Here is a 16,021-nt window from a genome sequence, read left to right on the forward strand (position 1 = left end):
TTTTATTTTATATTCTTTTTTAAATTTTCTAGCTTTTTCTTAAGATCTTCATCTAAACTTCCAATAGGATCCGAAAACTTGTTTAGATGCTTGATCTTTTTTTGTATTTTATTTAGAGATCTTTCTACTTCAATTTCAAACTCTCTTGCAGAAATTCTTGATCCTCCACGAGATAAAATTATCTGTTGTTCTATATTGTCTGATGTTGCAACCCTGATTCTTCTAACCCGTCCCATCCTATCTAATTCTTTTTCAATAAAATGATCGGCTGTTTCGAATTCTTTAGTATAAACTACTATTATTGACTTGTGCTGATAGATTGTTCCTGGAGATTTCTTTACCATATATCCATCAAAAACTAGGATTATTTTTTCGCTAGTCATGTGGGCATATTCAGTTAAGATATCTATTAACTTATCCCTTTGATCTTCTAGTGGACTTGTATCAGATTTAAAAACATCCCAAGAATTAATAATATTATATCCATCAACAAAAATATATTGATTGTTTAATCTATACTTTAGCTGCTTCATTTTTTCTTTGAATTTCTGCCATTATAATCGATGCAGCACAAGATACATTAAGAGAATTAATATTTCCTAGCATAGGAATAGAGATCATGGCATCACAGTGTTTGATTATATTTTTTGATACGCCTTTTCCTTCATTGCCAAGAACTATTGCAAATCTTCCATCTATTTTAGTGTCATATATGCTTTGCCCTTGCATATCTGCTCCGTAGACCCAATAGGAGTTTTCTTTTAATTTTTCTATTGCATTTGTAAGATTTGTTGCTATATGAACTTTTATATTATCTATTGCGCCTGCTGATGTTTTGTAAACTATGCTATTTACATAGCTTGAATTGTGTTTTGGTATAACTATTCCCTTAAAATCCAAAGCTTCTGCTGATCTTGCAATTGCTCCAAAATTATGAGGATCTTCTATCTTATCTAGTATTAATATATTTTCTCCATATAAATCTTCTAGTTCTACATACTCATAGCCAGAAACTAAAGCAACTACCCCTTGGTGGTTGCCATTGTTTGAAAGGCTATCAAGTTTAGATTTATTCACTTTTGAAATCAATACTTTTTTGTCACTCGCAATTGCAAATATTTTTCTAATAGAACCGCTGTCATTTTGGTTTTGTATATATAGCTTGTCAACTTTCCCACTATTTAAAACTTCGATTACAGGATTCCTGCCATATACGTATTCTTCTCTCATCTTATAGGCTCCTAAAAAATTCTTTCATTTCTTTTTGTCTACCACAAGACATTGCTCCTTCGTGGCAAACATCAAATACGCATGATGGACCTGAATCTTTAAATAAAGTTGGGGCTACTTCTTTACAAAGTCTAAGCATTTCTATTGCAACTTCTCTTATTTCCCATTGAGCTCTTGTGCAAGTTCTAAGTTCAAAGAAGTGAAGTAGACTTCTAACATTCATAGTAAATACAACTTTTGTTTCACAAGCATTGGGAAAAACATATCTTGCATCTTCTATTGATTCTTTTTCTACTCTTTTTCTAGCTTTTTCTTCGTCCATGCCTTTTTCAATAAGTTTTTTTGCTTTTTCTTCAATTAAGATTTCAGTAAGTTTTTGATAACTTTCTGCATCTTTTTCCATAGATTCAATGAATATTTTTTTTGCTTCTTCATTTTCAGCTATCTTTGGTGGAATTATATATTCAAAATTATCAAGTCTTACATATCTTTGAGATTGTTGGGAATATGAAGCTATTCTGTGCCTTACTAATTGATGAGAAAAAGTTCTAGAAACTCCCTCTACTGCAAATGTAAAACTAGCATGTTCTAGAGGTGATGCGTGGGAAAAACTCATCAACATTTCAAGAAATTTTTTTGTGCCTGCTTCATCCATCTTTTCTTTAATTTGATCTACTCCAACTTCAGAATAGCAAAGTTTTGCTGCTTGAGCGATTAACTCTTCTGGATTTGGGGTGTGGGCAATTAATTCAACTTTCATTTCTTTTATCCTCCATCATTCTAAATAATTCTAATAATCTTTGGCTTTCGTTTTTCAAATACAAATAACCAAAAACAGCCTCTAGTCCTGTCGCATTCCTATAATCTGATAATTTTGCATTTTTGGGAACTGTGTGTGGGTTTGTATTTCTTCCCCTTCTAAATACCGACAATTCATCTTTTGTTAAACTATCTAGGATGCTTGTCATTGCATCAGATTGGGCTTTTGCTTTTACAAAATCTATTGCTTTTCTATGAAGTTTATTTACATTTTGATTTCCATCTAGTATATAGGTTCTAACCATAAGTTCATAAACCGCATCTCCTATAAAGGCAAGACTTAAAGATGATAGCTCTCTTATAAAACTATCATCTTTTCTCTTTGCTAAATCTAAAAAGTTTAAATTTTCTTCCATGTTGTTCCATCTCTTGTGTCTTTTATTTGTACACCTTTTTCAAGAAGTAGGTCTCTAATTTCATCAGCTCTTTTGAAAACCTTATTCTTTCTGGCTTCTTGTCTTTCTTCTATTAATTTTTCTACTTCTTCATCAAGATTATCTTCCGCTTTTTCCATTATTCCAAGAACTTTTGTAAGTTTTTTTAGCGTATCTAAACTATAATCAATTATTTTCTTATTTGAATTTTCATCAAGTTTAGAGTTAGAATGTTTAACTATATTAAATACTGCAGTGATTGCATCTGCTGTATTTAAATCATCATCCATTGAGTCTTCAAAATACTTAACTTCTTTATCTATAAGCTCTTTGTATTCTTTATCTTCTTCGCTTAAGTCTTTGTCTGTAGCTTTTTCTTGTAATTCTTCTAATCTCCATTTTGCATTATAAATTCTTTCAAGAGATTGCTTCATTTGTTGCATGATTTGTCTTGAGAAGTTTATCGGAGAACGGTAGTGGGTGCTGATTAAGAAAAATCTTAGTATTTCTAGGTCAAACTCCTTAGATATATCTCTTACTGTAAAAAAGTTACCTAAAGATTTGGACATTTTTTCATTGTCAACAGTAATCATTCCGTTATGCAACCAAAATCTAGCAAATGGTTTATCGTTGCAAGTTTCGGATTGTGCAATTTCATTTTCGTGGTGAGGAAATTGTAAATCTTCTCCACCAGAGTGAATATCTATTGTATCGCCAAGCAAAGTTTTTGCCATAACTGAACATTCTATATGCCAGCCTGGTCTACCTTCTGACCACGGAGCTTTCCAGAAAGGTTCACCTTCTTTTTTTGCCTTCCAAAGAGCAAAGTCTGCGGGGTTTTTCTTTATATCTGAAACATCAACCCTCGCCCCACTTATTAAGTCTTCTAGTTTTTTATTGGAAAGTTTTCCATAATCTTTTGCTGCATTTATATCAAAATATACATCCCCATCAGCAACATAGGCTGCCTTTTTATCGATTAAAGTTTGAATAAAATCAATAATTTCTTGGATATGTTCAGTTGCTCTTGGGTTAAAAGTTTCGTAATCATATAAGTGAATTCCATTTACGTCTTTTTTAAATTCTTTTATATATCTTTCAGAAATTTCTGTAGTTGAAACATTTTCTTCGTTTGCTTTGTTGATTATTTTGTCATCTATATCAGTAAAGTTTAAAACAAATTTTACATCTAAACCCTTATATATGAAGTATCTTCTCAATGTATCAAAAACACAAAGAGGTCTAGCATTCCCTACATGTATATAATTGTAAACTGTTGGTCCACAATTATACATTGTTACTTTTCCTTCGTTTAACGGCTTAAATTCTTCTTTTTTGTTAGTCAGCGTGTTATATAATTGCATTTTAACCTCCTTATATTAAAAAAGTCCCTTATAAAGAGACTTTTAACAATTAAAATCGGGCTTCTAAAAAATTTTATAAGGCAAGATAATTCTACCCCAAAAATTTTATACTTTCAATAGATTTGAAAAACTTAGGATAGTAGGAAAGCTCAACCATGCTATCCTCTTCGATTAGTTTTTTTATCTGATCAGTGTTTGCTATTCTTACATCGCAAACTTCTTCTGTTTGCAAATTCAATTTATCAAGTTCAAAAATTTTATCCACTAAATATATATAAAAAATACAATATTCATCTACAATTATTCTTTTTAATCTTATAACTGCATCGCTTATATCAAGGTCGATTTCTTCTTTGGATTCTCTAATTATTGCATCTCTAGGGTCTTCGCCTGCAAGAACAGATCCCCCAACAGATGAGTACCACATGTTTGGAAAAAGTCTTTTGTTTTTACTTCTTTTTTGTAGCAAAAATTGATCTTGGGACTTCCTGATCCAAGCTTCTACAACAAGGTGGTATTCACCCTTTTTAAGGCTAATACCTTTTCTTATTATTTTATTTTTCTTTTTCCCATTTTTATCGTATACATCCCAATACTCAGCCATGCTATCACCTACTTAGTGGATAAGTTAAATTTTATTATTTTAAAGTAGCTTTAATAAAACCTTTAAATAGTACAGCTACATTGTTTGGTCTTGATTTAAATTCTGGATGGAATTGACAAGCAACAAAGAATTTGTGATCTTTTAATTCAATCATTTCTGTTACATCAAGATCTTCATTTCTACCAGAAACTACCATACCAACTTCTTCTAATTTTTTTACATATTCATTGTTAACTTCATATCTATGTCTATGTCTTTCAATGATCTTTTCTTTGCCATAAAGTTCATGAGCTAAACTTCCTTCTTTTAAACTACATTCATAGTCTCCAAGTCTAAGTGTTCCACCTATATCTTCTTTTGGATTGTGATTATCTAATAAAGATATAACTGGATATTTTGTATCTGGATCAATTTCTGTAGTGTTTGCGCTTTCATAGCCAAGAACATTTCTTGCAAGATCTATTACAACCATTTGCATTCCGTAGCAAATTCCAAGATATGGAATATTGTTTTCTCTAGCATATTTACTAGAAAGGATCATTCCTTCAGATCCCCTTGCTCCAAATCCACCTGGAACAATTATTCCGTCCATACCATCAAAGATTTTTTCTACATTATCTTTTGTAATTTTTTCTGATTCAATCCAGTGAATTGTAACATCTGCCCCATTGACATATCCTGCATCATAAAGGGCTTGGTTTACAGATATATAGGAGTCGTGAAGTTGTGTATATTTACCAACAAGAGCAATGTCAACTTTCTTGTCAGCCTTTTTAAATTCTTCAACCATATTATACCATGACCTATCTGAGTCATGTTTTGGTTTAAGATTTAATTTATCAAGTATAAAGTTATCTAAACCTTGTTCGTGAAAAACTATAGGCACTTCATAAATTAGATCTACTGTTTTAGATTCTATGATTGCTTCTATTGGAACATCACAGAAAAGAGATATCTTTTCCTTTATTTCATCTGTAATATCATATTCCGCTCTTGTGATTATTACATCTGCTTTTATTCCATAACTCATAAGTGATTTGAATGAGTGTTGAGTTGGTTTTGTCTTTAATTCTTTCGAACCAGGTATAGCTGGCACTAAAACTGTATGAACAAATAAAACATCTTCTTGATTTTCAGAGTGGATTTGTCTTATAGCTTCTAGGAAAGGATTTGATTCTATATCCCCAACCGTTCCACCAATTTCAGTTATTACTACATCAGCTTTTGATTGTTCTGCTGCCTTGTAGACACAATTTTTTATTTCATCTGTTATATGAGGTATTACTTGGACAGTTCCTCCTTCGTAATCCCCCCTTCTTTCCTTGTTTATTACTCTAGAATAAATTTTACCAGCTGTAACAGATGCAACTTTTGTTAATTCTTCGTCGATAAATCTTTCGTAGTGTCCTAAATCAAGATCAGTTTCTGCTCCGTCTTTTGTTACAAAAACTTCACCATGTTGGTAGGGACTCATTGTACCTGGGTCTATATTTATGTAGGGGTCAAACTTTTGCATAAAAACTTTTAATCCCCTGTTTTTTAGCATTCTTCCAATACTTGCACCGGCAATTCCCTTGCCTATGCCAGATACAACTCCACCTGTAACAAATATAAATTTTGTCATTTTATCCTCCTAATTCAATGAACTAAATATATCTTCATATGTTGGTAAAGTATAATTTTCTCGACTTACCAATTTTTCCAACTCGTCTGCATATTTTCTTATGTCTTCTAACAGGCTTACAGTGTTTTCTTGTAAAAATTTTGCACTTTCATATGAGTCTGTTATTTCTAGGGACTTATCATATATTTCTACCAGCTTATCCCTATCGGCCAATAGTTTCTCAATACATTCATTTAGCTTATTTACTATATTTTCTAGTCCAATATTTTTCGTAAAATTAAGTAGACTAGATATTTGATTTATTTCTTTAATAGCCGCAGGAACAATATCTTTTATTATCATATCTTTTGCAATTCTTAGTTCTAAGCTGTGGTATTTTATAATGTCTTGTAGGTAGACTTCGTACATAGCTTGGACTTCTTTTTTAGAAAAGATATTAGACTTATAAAATATTTGGCCAGAATCTTCATCTCTTATTGCAGTTAGAGCATCCATAAGCGTTTTATGATTTTTCAAACCCCTTCTTTTTGCTTCTTCTATCCAATAATCAGAGTAGTTGTCTCCATCATAAAGAACTCCGCCATAATTTTTTATTGTTTCTTCTACTATTTTATAAACTTCTTCTTTTAGCTCGCTTTCATCAAGACCCTCTAGCCTATCTGCAAATTTTTTAAGCACATAGGAAAGTCCAGCATTTATAACTATGTTTATATCTGCTGCCATTTTTGATGAACCAAGCATTCTAAATTCAAACTTATTCCCAGTAAAGGCTACACTTGAAGTCCTGTTCCTGTCTGAGCTATCCTTATCTATTTCTCCAAGTGATTCTACCTTGATTTTATTGTTAATATTTCTAACTTCATGCTCTTTGTAGGCAATTGACTTAAATATATCTTCTAGGTCGCTTCCTAAGAAAATAGAAATTATAGCAGGTGGTGCTTCTGCCCCTCCTAACCTATAATCATTTGAAGCAGATGATGAAGATATTCTAAGTAATGTTTGATTTCTATAAACTGATTCTATTAGGGCTGATGTAAATAATAAAAATAAACTATTATTTAGTGGATCATCACCTGGATCAAATACATTTAGACCATAGTTAGTTACCAAGGAATAATTATTATGCTTGCCACTGCCGTTTACTCCCTTAAATGGCTTTTCATGTAAAAGGCAGACTAGACCATGTTTTAAAGCTGTACTTTTTAAAATGCTCATGCACAATTGATTGTCATCAATGGCAATATTTGCATTTTCAAACAAAATAGCAAGCTCAAATTGACAAGGAGCAGCCTCATTATGTTCTGTCTTGGCATAAATTCCAAGTTCCCACAAGGTCTTATTTACATCCTCATAAAAATCATTTACCCTTTTTGGTATTGACCCAAAATAGTGGTCCTCAAGTTCTTGTCCTTTTGGAGGTCTTGCTCCAAAAAGGGTCCTTCCTACATTTTTAAGGTCTGATCTTTTGTCATAAAGTTTTTTATCAATTAAAAAAAACTCTTGTTCCAAACCAAGTTTAGATCTCATCCTGTAACAATATTCACTTTTTTCAAACAAATTAACCACTCTGGATCCTTGTTTTGATATTTCATTAATTGAATCCATAAGTGGTGCACGTTTGTCTAATTTTTCTCCTGTGTAAGATAGAAATATTGACGGTATATATAAAATATTATCTAAAATAAATGAATTTGCTGTGCAGTCCCAATATGTATAACCCCTTGCTTCAAAGGTCGATCTTATTCCGCCACTTGGAAACGAAGAAGCGTCTGGTTCTCCTTTTATTAATTCCTTGCCTGAGAATCTATTCATAGTTTCTAAATCGCTTGTCCTGTCTAGAAAAGCTTCATGTTTTTTAGCTGCTAATCCATTTAGTGGGAAAAACCAGTGTGAATAGTGGGTTGCCCCATGTTCAAGAGCCCATTCTTTCATAGCATGAGCAATCGAATCAGCTGTTTCCTTATCAAGAAATGTGTTTGTTCTAACTACATCTTTCCATTTTAAGTACACTGGATAAGGTAATCTTTCTTTCATTCTAGCTTTATTAAAGGTCATGTTTCCAAATTTCTCAAGCATATAAATTTTTTCCTCCCATAAAATAAAAAAATTGGCAATAAATCTTGCCAATATGAAAAAAATATAAACCTCTAGGGGTGTTTTCTTTTATAATACTATAAATTCTGTAAAAGTCAATATATCTAAAGGTCCTAAATTCTTTCTAAAGCTGTATTTTAAGCCAATAATTTTTTTAAAAAAATAATTTAGGGCATAAATTTTTATTTACACCCTAAATTTATTTAATCATTTGTTATTATATCTGTTGCAAGTTTTAATAAATCTAATCCTAAGTAATAATTATCACCAAGCATATCATAAAGAGCATCTTCTGATAAAACTCCTTGTGGCATTTCTGGATCTATTTCTCCATTTTCTGCTAAATTATAATCATCCATCCAGTTTTCAGTATAGTACTTGCTTAATTTTTTTATTGATTCTCTTTCATTTTCAAATTTTTCTAGGGCAGCTCTAAATTCTTCAATCACTTTATTTGATTTATTTAAAGCTTCTTCCATTTCTGCCACTCTTTTGTTAGCTTCTTTATCCATTATGTATATGTCCTCCTAATTAATTGTCAACATTTAATACATCTTTCATGTCATAAAGTCCATTTTCTTTTGTTAATAAAAATTTTGCCGCCTTTAAAGCTCCTTTTGCAAAAATTCTCTTGGATGTTGCAGTGTGTTTTATTTCTACTAATTCATCCATGCCAGCAAAGATGACAGAATGCATTCCTGCAATGGTTCCTGCCCTTATAACAGAAATCCCAAGTTCATTTTTTTGTCTTTTTTCACGACTATCTACCCTATCATAAACTGGATATAATTCTTGCCTATTTTCTTTTATAGTTTCAAAAAGCATTTTTGCTGTCCCACTTGGACTGTCAATTTTTTGATTGTGATGAGCTTCTATAATTTCTACATCATAATTTTCTAACATTTTGACAAGCTTTCCTAATATAATATCAATCGCATTTACACCAACACTCATATTGTGGGAATAAACTATTGGTATTTCTTTAGATGCTGCTTCTATATCTTTTACAACTTCTTCGCTTATATCAGTTGTTGCAATTACAAGTGGTTTTTTGTGCTTTAAGGCAAATTCTAATACATCTTTTGTTACAAACTTGTTTGAGAAATCTATAATTACATCAAAATCTTCAACTACATCATCAAAGTAACCATAAACTTTTATTCCATCAACTTCACCATTTCTGCCAGCTGATCCAGCAACTACAGTCTCAGCTTCCAAACTGTCTAATAGACAGTGGCCCATGCTTCCAGTTATGCCCGAAAGAAATATCTTCATTATAACCAATCCTTTAGTATTTTTAATTTATTTTTTACCTAAATTTACCTATATTGATATTACCCTTTTTATCTAAGATATAATAACTACTTTTAAATAAAAAAATAAACCACAATTTCTGTGGCTTATTTCTAGTATTAATATTAAATTATTTTCCTTGTAAATATAGTTTAAAAATATCTAAAATTTCTTTTGGATCATCAATTTTGTAAGTCCTAGCCGGATTATTATCCTTATCAAGGTCTACTCCTGAAAACCAAATTGCTAGTTTAATTCTTGGATACTTTGGCATTTTTTCAAACATATCTTTTACCCAACTAGTTTTGTCTCCACCAATTGTTGAACAAGCAAATTCTGTAATCATAAAAGGCTTGTCATAATTATCTAGGCTTCTTTTGTAAAGATCATCATATAATTCTTCAAAACTTTCCCACTTTTCTCCTTCATAATAATTTCCAGTATTATAAAGAGTAAGGCCTAAAAGGTCATATCTTTGAGAATCTGGTCTGTATACTGATTCGTCATTATATTTGAAGTTTGGAAAATTTCTTCCGTTTGGATTAAATACATATAAAATATATTTATTTGCCCCTTCTTCTTCAAAGATATTATAAATATAATCATACATAGCTAGATAAATATCAGCATCAAGACCTGTGTTGTAACAACTATAAGCACACCAATCTCCATTCATCTCATTGGCTATTCTAAATATAGTTGTATGTTTTTTCTCAGCTACTTTTTTTGCCATGTCTCTTATTATATCTTCATATTTGCCATCTAGAAGGTCATAAGTTTCATTTTTCCCATCTTTCATATTTGTTTGAAAGGTAAGTTCTAGATACTTATTTCTATTTTTACAATAGTCTAGTGCCATGGATATATTATAGTTTGGCTGGTTGAAATCATGGTAAAGAATCATGTATTTAAAGTTATATCCTATATGATTGCTAAAATTTTGTTCATAGACATTATTCCAAAAAGAATTTACAAATACTCCCCACTTAGTCCCCTCTGTTAAAAAAGTATCTACATAAACTTTTTTACTTTCATCGCTTATGTCTCTTTTGCTGACCAAACTTTCATTTTCATAAATATTAAAGTTCTCAACCTTGTTAATTGCTTGAGTTTTTTTCTTTATAGGCTTATAAGTTTTTACTATATTTAAAATCTCTTGATCTTTTATCGGTTCAGATGATTTCACAATAAAACTAAGACAATTACTATCGCTCACTTTTAGGAAGATAGCTTGATAGTAGTTTTTATCATTTTCAATTTTTGAAAGCTTTCTTCTTTCATAGCTAATTTTGTAGCCTTCTTTGCCGTTAACTTTTATAGCCTGCTCGCCAGTTATTTTATGATCATTTTGATTGTTTTTAATTCCTAATAAGGAATAATTTCTATATTCTTGGTAGGATAATTTTTTGCTAATATCTTGCATATAAATTTTGATATTAGTGTTGCCATAATCAATGTTTGTCTTGTAATAATTTTCATTGACACTGGCCTTGGCATCTTTTGGAAGTTCAATTGAATATCCATCATAGGGATTAAGTATTAGTTTTTTATTCGCATTTATAGCTTTACTTTCCAGGTCTTTTGTAAAACCACAAGTAAAAATCAAGCTCGCCAATAAAAGACTAAGCAAAATTTTTCTCATCTAACTAAACTCCTATTTTTCGATATTACAAATCTTATCTACTCTTCTTTGATGCCTGCCTCCTTCAAAGCTTGCTTCAAAAAAGCTATCAATTATTAATTTAGCAAGGTCTTCACCGACAACTCTTGCACCAACTGCTATGATATTTGCATCATTGTGTTTTACGCTCATCATGGCTGAATATGGTTCAGAGCATACACAGGCCCTAACCCCTTTTACCTTATTTGCAGCTATTGAAATTCCAACTCCAGTTCCACAAACTAAAACGCCCTTGTCAACTTCTTTACTTGCAACTTTTTCTCCAACAAGTCTTCCAAAGTCTGGATAGTCTACGCTTTCTTTTCCATCAGCTCCATAATCTATACATTCATAACCTTTTTCTTCAAGATGTGCTTTTAAAATATTTTTTAATTCATATCCTGCATGGTCAGAACCAAATCCAATTTTCATTATTTCCTCCTAATTTACAGAATTTCTAGGCTTTTTGCCTGCTTTAAAATCTAATAAGTTATCTACAACCGCCCTACCCATTTCATATCTAGCTTCAATAGTTGCATTGCCAATATGAGGTAGTAAAATTACATTTTCCATCATTGCTAGTTCCTGTGAAAACTTTGGTTCAAATTCATAAACATCTAAACCTGCCGCTTTTATTTCTTTATTTTTTAAGGCCTTAATTAAAGCAGCTTCATCCAAAAGTGGTCCTCTAGCAGCATTTATTAAGATTGCATCTTTTTTCATAAGTTTAAATTCAGCATCAGAAATCATATGGTGAAGTTCTTTTGAATAAGCTGTATGCAAACTTATGATATCTGCTTCTTTTATCAAGTCTTCTTTTTCCATGTATTTTAGGCCTAAATCTTCAAAATCTTTTTTCCTATTTCTTGAATAATATAGGACATTCATTTCAAAAGCCAAGGCCCTTTTTGCAAGGTTTTTCCCAATGTTTCCAAGTCCAATTATTCCTAAAGTTTTCCCTTTTAATTCTTGCCCCAACATATAAGAAGGCATCCAAGCTTTAAAGTTTCCACCTTTTAAGTCTTTATTTGCTTCTAATAATCTTCTTGATGTTAAAAGAATAAGTGAAAAAGTTAGTTCTGCTGTTGAAACTGCAGATGATGGAGCAGGTGCATTTGTAACTATTATATTATTTTTACTCGCTTCTTCTAGGTCTATATTATCAAAACCAGCCCCATAATTTGCTATAATCTTTAAATTTTTGCCTGCGGAAATGATTTCTTTATCGATTTTATCTGACAGGGGACAAATTAGACCATCAACATCCTTTATCCTAGCTATGATTTCTTCCTTTTTTAATGGAGTATTTGAATTGTTATAATCAATTTCAAAATTTTCTTCTAGCTTTTTATATAGATCATCAAATATTTTGCAAGTTATTAAGATTTTCATTTTATAACCCCGTTTCCATACCTAGCAATAAAGTAGTCTTTTTTGTCTACTCCTTCTAATAGTTCTAATAATTTATTTGTTTCAATTTTCTTAGTCCTAGCTATGGCATAACCACCAGCATTTACAACTGTTTCAAAATATTCTGTATTAAGTTTTAAGCTCTTTGTTCTTAAATAATATTGACTTTTAAAAGTATCAGCTGAATTTACTAGCTTGTTAGATAAATTAAAAGAAGAAATATTATTATTTAGTGCATCTATTATATCGACAACTATGGCATTTCCAGTTGGTAGTTTTCCCGCTCCTTCTCCAACATAAGATAAGCTAGAATAGTTATCTCCAAAAATTTCAACAATATTATTAACTCCATCTATTGGATAAAAAGGGTCTTGGTCGTTTATAATAACCGGCTCAACTAAAAGAGCATACTTGCCATCTTTTATAAACGATTCTGCTATTACTTTTACCTTTAAATTGTTTGTCTTTAAATAATTAATATCTACAAGATTTATTGATGACATTCCTATATTAACAACATCTTCATTTGGAATATCCATGCCAAAAGCTATGGAACTAAGTATCTTTAATTTTCTTAAAGCATCAATCCCTTCAACATCATCATAGGGATCTCTTTCCGCAAAGCCAAGCTCTTGTGCTTCTTTTAAAGCAGCTTCGTAGCTTTTGTGTTCTTTGTACATATTAGAAAGTATATAATTGCTTGTTCCGTTTAAAATTGCTCTTATTCTACTGATATTATTGGTAATTGATTGAGATATAATTGAGGTAACAATTGGAATTGATCCGCCAACTGAGGCTTCAAATAAAAATTTAACCTTGTTTGTATTTGCGATTAAATTAAATTCACTTAAATGATCACTAACTACTGCCTTGTTAGAAGTTACAAGGTGTTTTTTTGCCCTTAAAGATTCTCTGATGTATTCATAACTTTTCTCTTGGTCGCCAGTCATCTCTACGACAAGTTTTATTTCGTCATCATTTATTATTTCTGAAAAATCATCGGTTAAAATATTTGGATTCAAACCTTTATGCTTATCTAAATTCCTAACCAAAATTTTTTTTACATTGATTTGATCATGTAAAACTTTGCTGATTTTATCTTTTTGATTTTCTAATATTTCATATGCTCCCTTGCCTACAGTTCCGTAGCCAAGTAATGCAATATTTATCATATCTTTTTACCCCCATTTAATATCTTTTCTTAATTATATCATAGGATATTTTAGCAAAAAGCCATATTATTGTCTAAACTATTATTTTTTATATTTGACTTTATTATCTAGGATGCTTAACTTATAATTAAATAAATTGACTATACTTTAGTTCAGTGATATTATTTCAAGTAAAATTAATAAAGGAGATGTTTCTTTTGAGACCAATTAATTTAGCAATATTTGGTGCAACTGGTTTAGTAGGACAAAAAATGAAACACATTCTCGAACAAAGAGATTTTGCTGTTAACAACATTTACTTTTTTGCATCAAAAAATTCAGCCGGCGACAAAATAAAATTTAAGAAAAAAGAATACACAATCGAAGAATTAAATGAAGAAAACATTGCAAATAAAGACATTGAATTTGCTCTTTCTGCTTTAGATTCTCCACTTGCTAAAAAATTTGCACCAATAGCAAATAAATATAATATTACAGTTATCGATAACTCATCTGCTTTTAGGATGGAAAAAGAAATACCACTTGTAGTTCCAGAAATAAATGGAGATGCTGCTCTTGGACATAAACTTATTTCAAACCCTAACTGCTCAACAATCCAATCAGTTTTACCACTTTATCCAATCCACAGAGAATACGGAATTAAAAGAGTTATTTATTCAACCTACCAAGCAGTTTCTGGTTCAGGTACAGCTGGTATTGACGATTTAAAAAGAGGTCTTTGGGGTGGAGAAAACAATTGTTACCCATATCAAATAGCTGGAAATGCACTTCCTCATATAGATGACTTTCTAGATACTGGTTATTCAAAAGAAGAAATGAAAATGGTCAATGAAACTAGAAAAATTCTTGATGATCAAAATATAGGAATTACTGCAACAACTGTAAGAATTCCAGTTTTTGAATCTCACATGGTCTCAATAAATGTTGAAACAGAAAAAGCTTTTGATTTAAAAGATGTTTTTGAATTATTTGAAAAAGAAAACGGAATTAAACTTTATGATGATGTGAAAAATAATATCTATCCTATGCCAATAACCACTACCGGCAAGGACGAAGTTTATGTTGGTAGAATAAGAAGAGATGAATCTGTTGAAAATGGAATAAACTTTATTTCAGTTGCAGATAACACAAGAAAGGGTGCAGCTCTTAACACTATCCAAATTCTAGAATATATAATAGACCATGAATAATTAATTTAGACTAGCTTTTTAAGCTAGTCTTTTTTTATTAAAATAATTTTTAACTACTAAAAAAAATAATTAAAATTTGCCAAAATTAAATTAAAAACTCATCTATTATCATATATAATTTAAAAATTTTTTCCCTTAAAGCTATTTAAAGTTTACATTGATAATTAATAATTATTATCATATAATTTCCCTGGAGGCGATCTTTATGAGTTTTTCTTATAAAGTTGCAGCATTTGTGGTTAAAATGCTAGGAATAAAAAAGATGTTTTTACTGCCAGAAGATAAAATTCTTGCTTTGGCAAAGAAAAATAATCAAAAGAATCAATTTTCCATGCCTACAGACAAGGATTTTTTCTATGAATTGAATGAAATCAACGGATACAAAAATCTCATTATTAAAAATAATGAAGAAAAATCAGATAAGGCTATTTTATTTCTATATGGAGGCGGAAATATAGGCTGTCCTGATAAGAGGGATATGAAATTTGCAAAAAAATTAGCTCGGGAAACTAAGAAAGACATTTGGTTTTCTTTCTATCCCCTCTGCATAGAAAATTCAATTAAAACAACTTTTGAGTTTTTATATATGACTTATGAGTCTATGCTTAAATTTTATTCTGCAAAAAATATTTCATTAATAGGATTTTCATCAGGAGCTGTAAATGCCATAGGTCTACTTCTCTATAATAATGATCTTGGCAATTTACCAATGCCTAATTTGATTGTGGCAGTATCTCCTGGAGCAATCCCATTTACACAAAGAGAAAAAGATATGATGGAAAATTTAAGGGACAAAGACATTCTCATAGAGCCTGATTATTTATATACTGCTAAAAATATAGTGTCCAAGGGAGAAGATATTCCAAAATATATGCTCTATGGTCCTGCTGGAGATTTTTCTAATTTCCCTATGACCCATTTTTATTTTGGAACTCACGAAGTTATATATGCTTTTGCAAAATCTTTTGCTGATAGCTTTGATAAGTACAAGGCTCCTTATAAAATTCATCTTGGTCAAGGCCTTTGCCATTGCTATCCACTAATGGATTTTTATCCCGAAGGAAAAGAAGCACAAAAAGAAATTTTTGAAATTTTGAAATAAATTTATATTTTAAATAGCTTAATTTAAATATTATTATTTTCATATTATAAATCTTTTTTAAATAAAATCGGCATAAAGAAACTAA

At 30.7% G+C, this 16,021-nt stretch carries 16 protein-coding genes; 2 read left to right on the plus strand and 14 right to left on the minus strand.

Going from position 1 to position 16,021, the window contains the following annotated elements; all coding sequences use genetic code 11:
* Positions 1-2 precede the first annotated feature (2 nt).
* The 14 genes from HGPB_RS07775 to HGPB_RS07840 form a co-directional block, all read right to left on the minus strand.
* A complete protein-coding gene (locus HGPB_RS07775; protein ID WP_019133123.1) occupies positions 3-533 on the minus strand; it encodes an NYN domain-containing protein in 531 nt (176 codons plus the stop codon).
* Positions 514-1,230, minus strand: coding sequence for a 23S rRNA (guanosine(2251)-2'-O)-methyltransferase RlmB (gene rlmB / locus HGPB_RS07780; protein WP_019133124.1), 717 nt, complete (start codon positions 1,228-1,230; stop codon positions 514-516). The genes HGPB_RS07775 and rlmB overlap by 20 nt, the downstream gene beginning before the upstream one ends.
* 1 nt (position 1,231) lies before the next feature.
* Positions 1,232-1,990 (minus strand): FAD-dependent thymidylate synthase, encoded by a 759-nt coding sequence (gene thyX / locus HGPB_RS07785; RefSeq protein WP_019133125.1) that lies wholly within the window; start codon positions 1,988-1,990, stop codon positions 1,232-1,234.
* Positions 1,980-2,405 carry a Mini-ribonuclease 3 gene (locus HGPB_RS07790; protein WP_019133126.1) on the minus strand — a complete coding sequence of 142 codons (426 nt, stop codon included), beginning with the start codon at positions 2,403-2,405 and terminating at the stop codon, positions 1,980-1,982. The genes thyX and HGPB_RS07790 overlap by 11 nt, the downstream gene beginning before the upstream one ends.
* On the minus strand, positions 2,390-3,787 hold the full coding sequence (gene cysS, locus HGPB_RS07795) for a cysteine--tRNA ligase (RefSeq protein WP_019133127.1): 1,398 nt from the start codon (positions 3,785-3,787) through the stop codon (positions 2,390-2,392). The genes HGPB_RS07790 and cysS overlap by 16 nt, the downstream gene beginning before the upstream one ends.
* 91 nt (positions 3,788-3,878) lie before the next feature.
* Positions 3,879-4,391, minus strand: coding sequence for an NUDIX hydrolase (locus HGPB_RS07800; RefSeq protein WP_019133128.1), 513 nt, complete (start codon positions 4,389-4,391; stop codon positions 3,879-3,881).
* 34 nt (positions 4,392-4,425) lie between these two features.
* Entirely contained in the window at positions 4,426-6,015 is a 1,590-nt protein-coding gene (locus tag HGPB_RS07805) for a CTP synthase (protein WP_019133129.1), read from the minus strand.
* 9 nt (positions 6,016-6,024) lie between these two features.
* Entirely contained in the window at positions 6,025-8,091 is a 2,067-nt protein-coding gene (locus HGPB_RS07810) for a glutamine synthetase III domain-containing protein (protein ID WP_019133130.1), read from the minus strand.
* Positions 8,092-8,312: 221 nt separating this feature from the next.
* On the minus strand, positions 8,313-8,621 hold the full coding sequence (locus HGPB_RS07815) for a DUF4298 domain-containing protein (protein WP_019133131.1): 309 nt from the start codon (positions 8,619-8,621) through the stop codon (positions 8,313-8,315).
* A 19-nt stretch (positions 8,622-8,640) separates the two neighbouring features.
* Positions 8,641-9,384, minus strand: a complete 744-nt coding sequence (gene dapB, locus HGPB_RS07820; protein WP_019133132.1) for a 4-hydroxy-tetrahydrodipicolinate reductase — start codon at positions 9,382-9,384, stop codon at positions 8,641-8,643.
* A 148-nt stretch (positions 9,385-9,532) separates the two neighbouring features.
* Positions 9,533-11,044 carry a glycoside hydrolase family 26 protein gene (locus tag HGPB_RS07825; protein WP_019133133.1) on the minus strand — a complete coding sequence of 504 codons (1,512 nt, stop codon included), beginning with the start codon at positions 11,042-11,044 and terminating at the stop codon, positions 9,533-9,535.
* Positions 11,045-11,056: 12 nt separating this feature from the next.
* A complete protein-coding gene (gene rpiB, locus HGPB_RS07830) occupies positions 11,057-11,494 on the minus strand; it encodes a ribose 5-phosphate isomerase B (RefSeq protein ID WP_019133134.1) in 438 nt (145 codons plus the stop codon).
* 9 nt (positions 11,495-11,503) lie between these two features.
* Complete coding sequence (locus tag HGPB_RS07835) at positions 11,504-12,454, minus strand: NAD(P)-dependent oxidoreductase (RefSeq protein WP_019133135.1); 951 nt, start codon at positions 12,452-12,454, stop codon at positions 11,504-11,506.
* On the minus strand, positions 12,451-13,644 hold the full coding sequence (locus tag HGPB_RS07840; protein WP_019133136.1) for a homoserine dehydrogenase: 1,194 nt from the start codon (positions 13,642-13,644) through the stop codon (positions 12,451-12,453). Before HGPB_RS07840 ends, HGPB_RS07835 begins: the two co-directional genes overlap by 4 nt.
* Positions 13,645-13,841: 197 nt before the next feature.
* Here HGPB_RS07840 and HGPB_RS07845 point away from each other — a divergent pair, with 197 nt between their 5' ends.
* A complete protein-coding gene (locus tag HGPB_RS07845) occupies positions 13,842-14,834 on the plus strand; it encodes an aspartate-semialdehyde dehydrogenase (protein ID WP_019133137.1) in 993 nt (330 codons plus the stop codon).
* A gap of 205 nt (positions 14,835-15,039) precedes the next feature.
* Complete coding sequence (locus HGPB_RS07850; protein WP_019133138.1) at positions 15,040-15,936, plus strand: alpha/beta hydrolase; 897 nt, start codon at positions 15,040-15,042, stop codon at positions 15,934-15,936.
* The last annotated feature ends 85 nt before the right edge of the window (positions 15,937-16,021 follow it).

The organism is Peptoniphilus obesi ph1 (assembly GCF_000311865.1).
GTDB lineage: Bacteria > Bacillota > Clostridia > Tissierellales > Peptoniphilaceae > Peptoniphilus_E > Peptoniphilus_E obesi.

What these genes read in the sequence shown, in the direction of transcription:
- HGPB_RS07775 (WP_019133123.1), bottom strand. Translation starts at nt 533, where the DNA reads ATGAAGCAGCTAAAGTATAGATTAAACAATCAATATATTTTTGTTGAT.
- rlmB (WP_019133124.1), bottom strand. Translation starts at nt 1,230, where the DNA reads ATGAGAGAAGAATACGTATATGGCAGGAATCCTGTAATCGAAGTTTTA.
- thyX (WP_019133125.1), bottom strand. Translation starts at nt 1,990, where the DNA reads ATGAAAGTTGAATTAATTGCCCACACCCCAAATCCAGAAGAGTTAATC.
- HGPB_RS07790 (WP_019133126.1), bottom strand. Translation starts at nt 2,405, where the DNA reads ATGGAAGAAAATTTAAACTTTTTAGATTTAGCAAAGAGAAAAGATGAT.
- cysS (WP_019133127.1), bottom strand. Translation starts at nt 3,787, where the DNA reads ATGCAATTATATAACACGCTGACTAACAAAAAAGAAGAATTTAAGCCG.
- HGPB_RS07800 (WP_019133128.1), bottom strand. Translation starts at nt 4,391, where the DNA reads ATGGCTGAGTATTGGGATGTATACGATAAAAATGGGAAAAAGAAAAAT.
- HGPB_RS07805 (WP_019133129.1), bottom strand. Translation starts at nt 6,015, where the DNA reads ATGACAAAATTTATATTTGTTACAGGTGGAGTTGTATCTGGCATAGGC.
- HGPB_RS07810 (WP_019133130.1), bottom strand. Translation starts at nt 8,091, where the DNA reads ATGCTTGAGAAATTTGGAAACATGACCTTTAATAAAGCTAGAATGAAA.
- HGPB_RS07815 (WP_019133131.1), bottom strand. Translation starts at nt 8,621, where the DNA reads ATGGATAAAGAAGCTAACAAAAGAGTGGCAGAAATGGAAGAAGCTTTA.
- dapB (WP_019133132.1), bottom strand. Translation starts at nt 9,384, where the DNA reads ATGAAGATATTTCTTTCGGGCATAACTGGAAGCATGGGCCACTGTCTA.
- HGPB_RS07825 (WP_019133133.1), bottom strand. Translation starts at nt 11,044, where the DNA reads ATGAGAAAAATTTTGCTTAGTCTTTTATTGGCGAGCTTGATTTTTACT.
- rpiB (WP_019133134.1), bottom strand. Translation starts at nt 11,494, where the DNA reads ATGAAAATTGGATTTGGTTCTGACCATGCAGGATATGAATTAAAAAAT.
- HGPB_RS07835 (WP_019133135.1), bottom strand. Translation starts at nt 12,454, where the DNA reads ATGAAAATCTTAATAACTTGCAAAATATTTGATGATCTATATAAAAAG.
- HGPB_RS07840 (WP_019133136.1), bottom strand. Translation starts at nt 13,644, where the DNA reads ATGATAAATATTGCATTACTTGGCTACGGAACTGTAGGCAAGGGAGCA.
- HGPB_RS07850 (WP_019133138.1), top strand. Translation starts at nt 15,040, where the DNA reads ATGAGTTTTTCTTATAAAGTTGCAGCATTTGTGGTTAAAATGCTAGGA.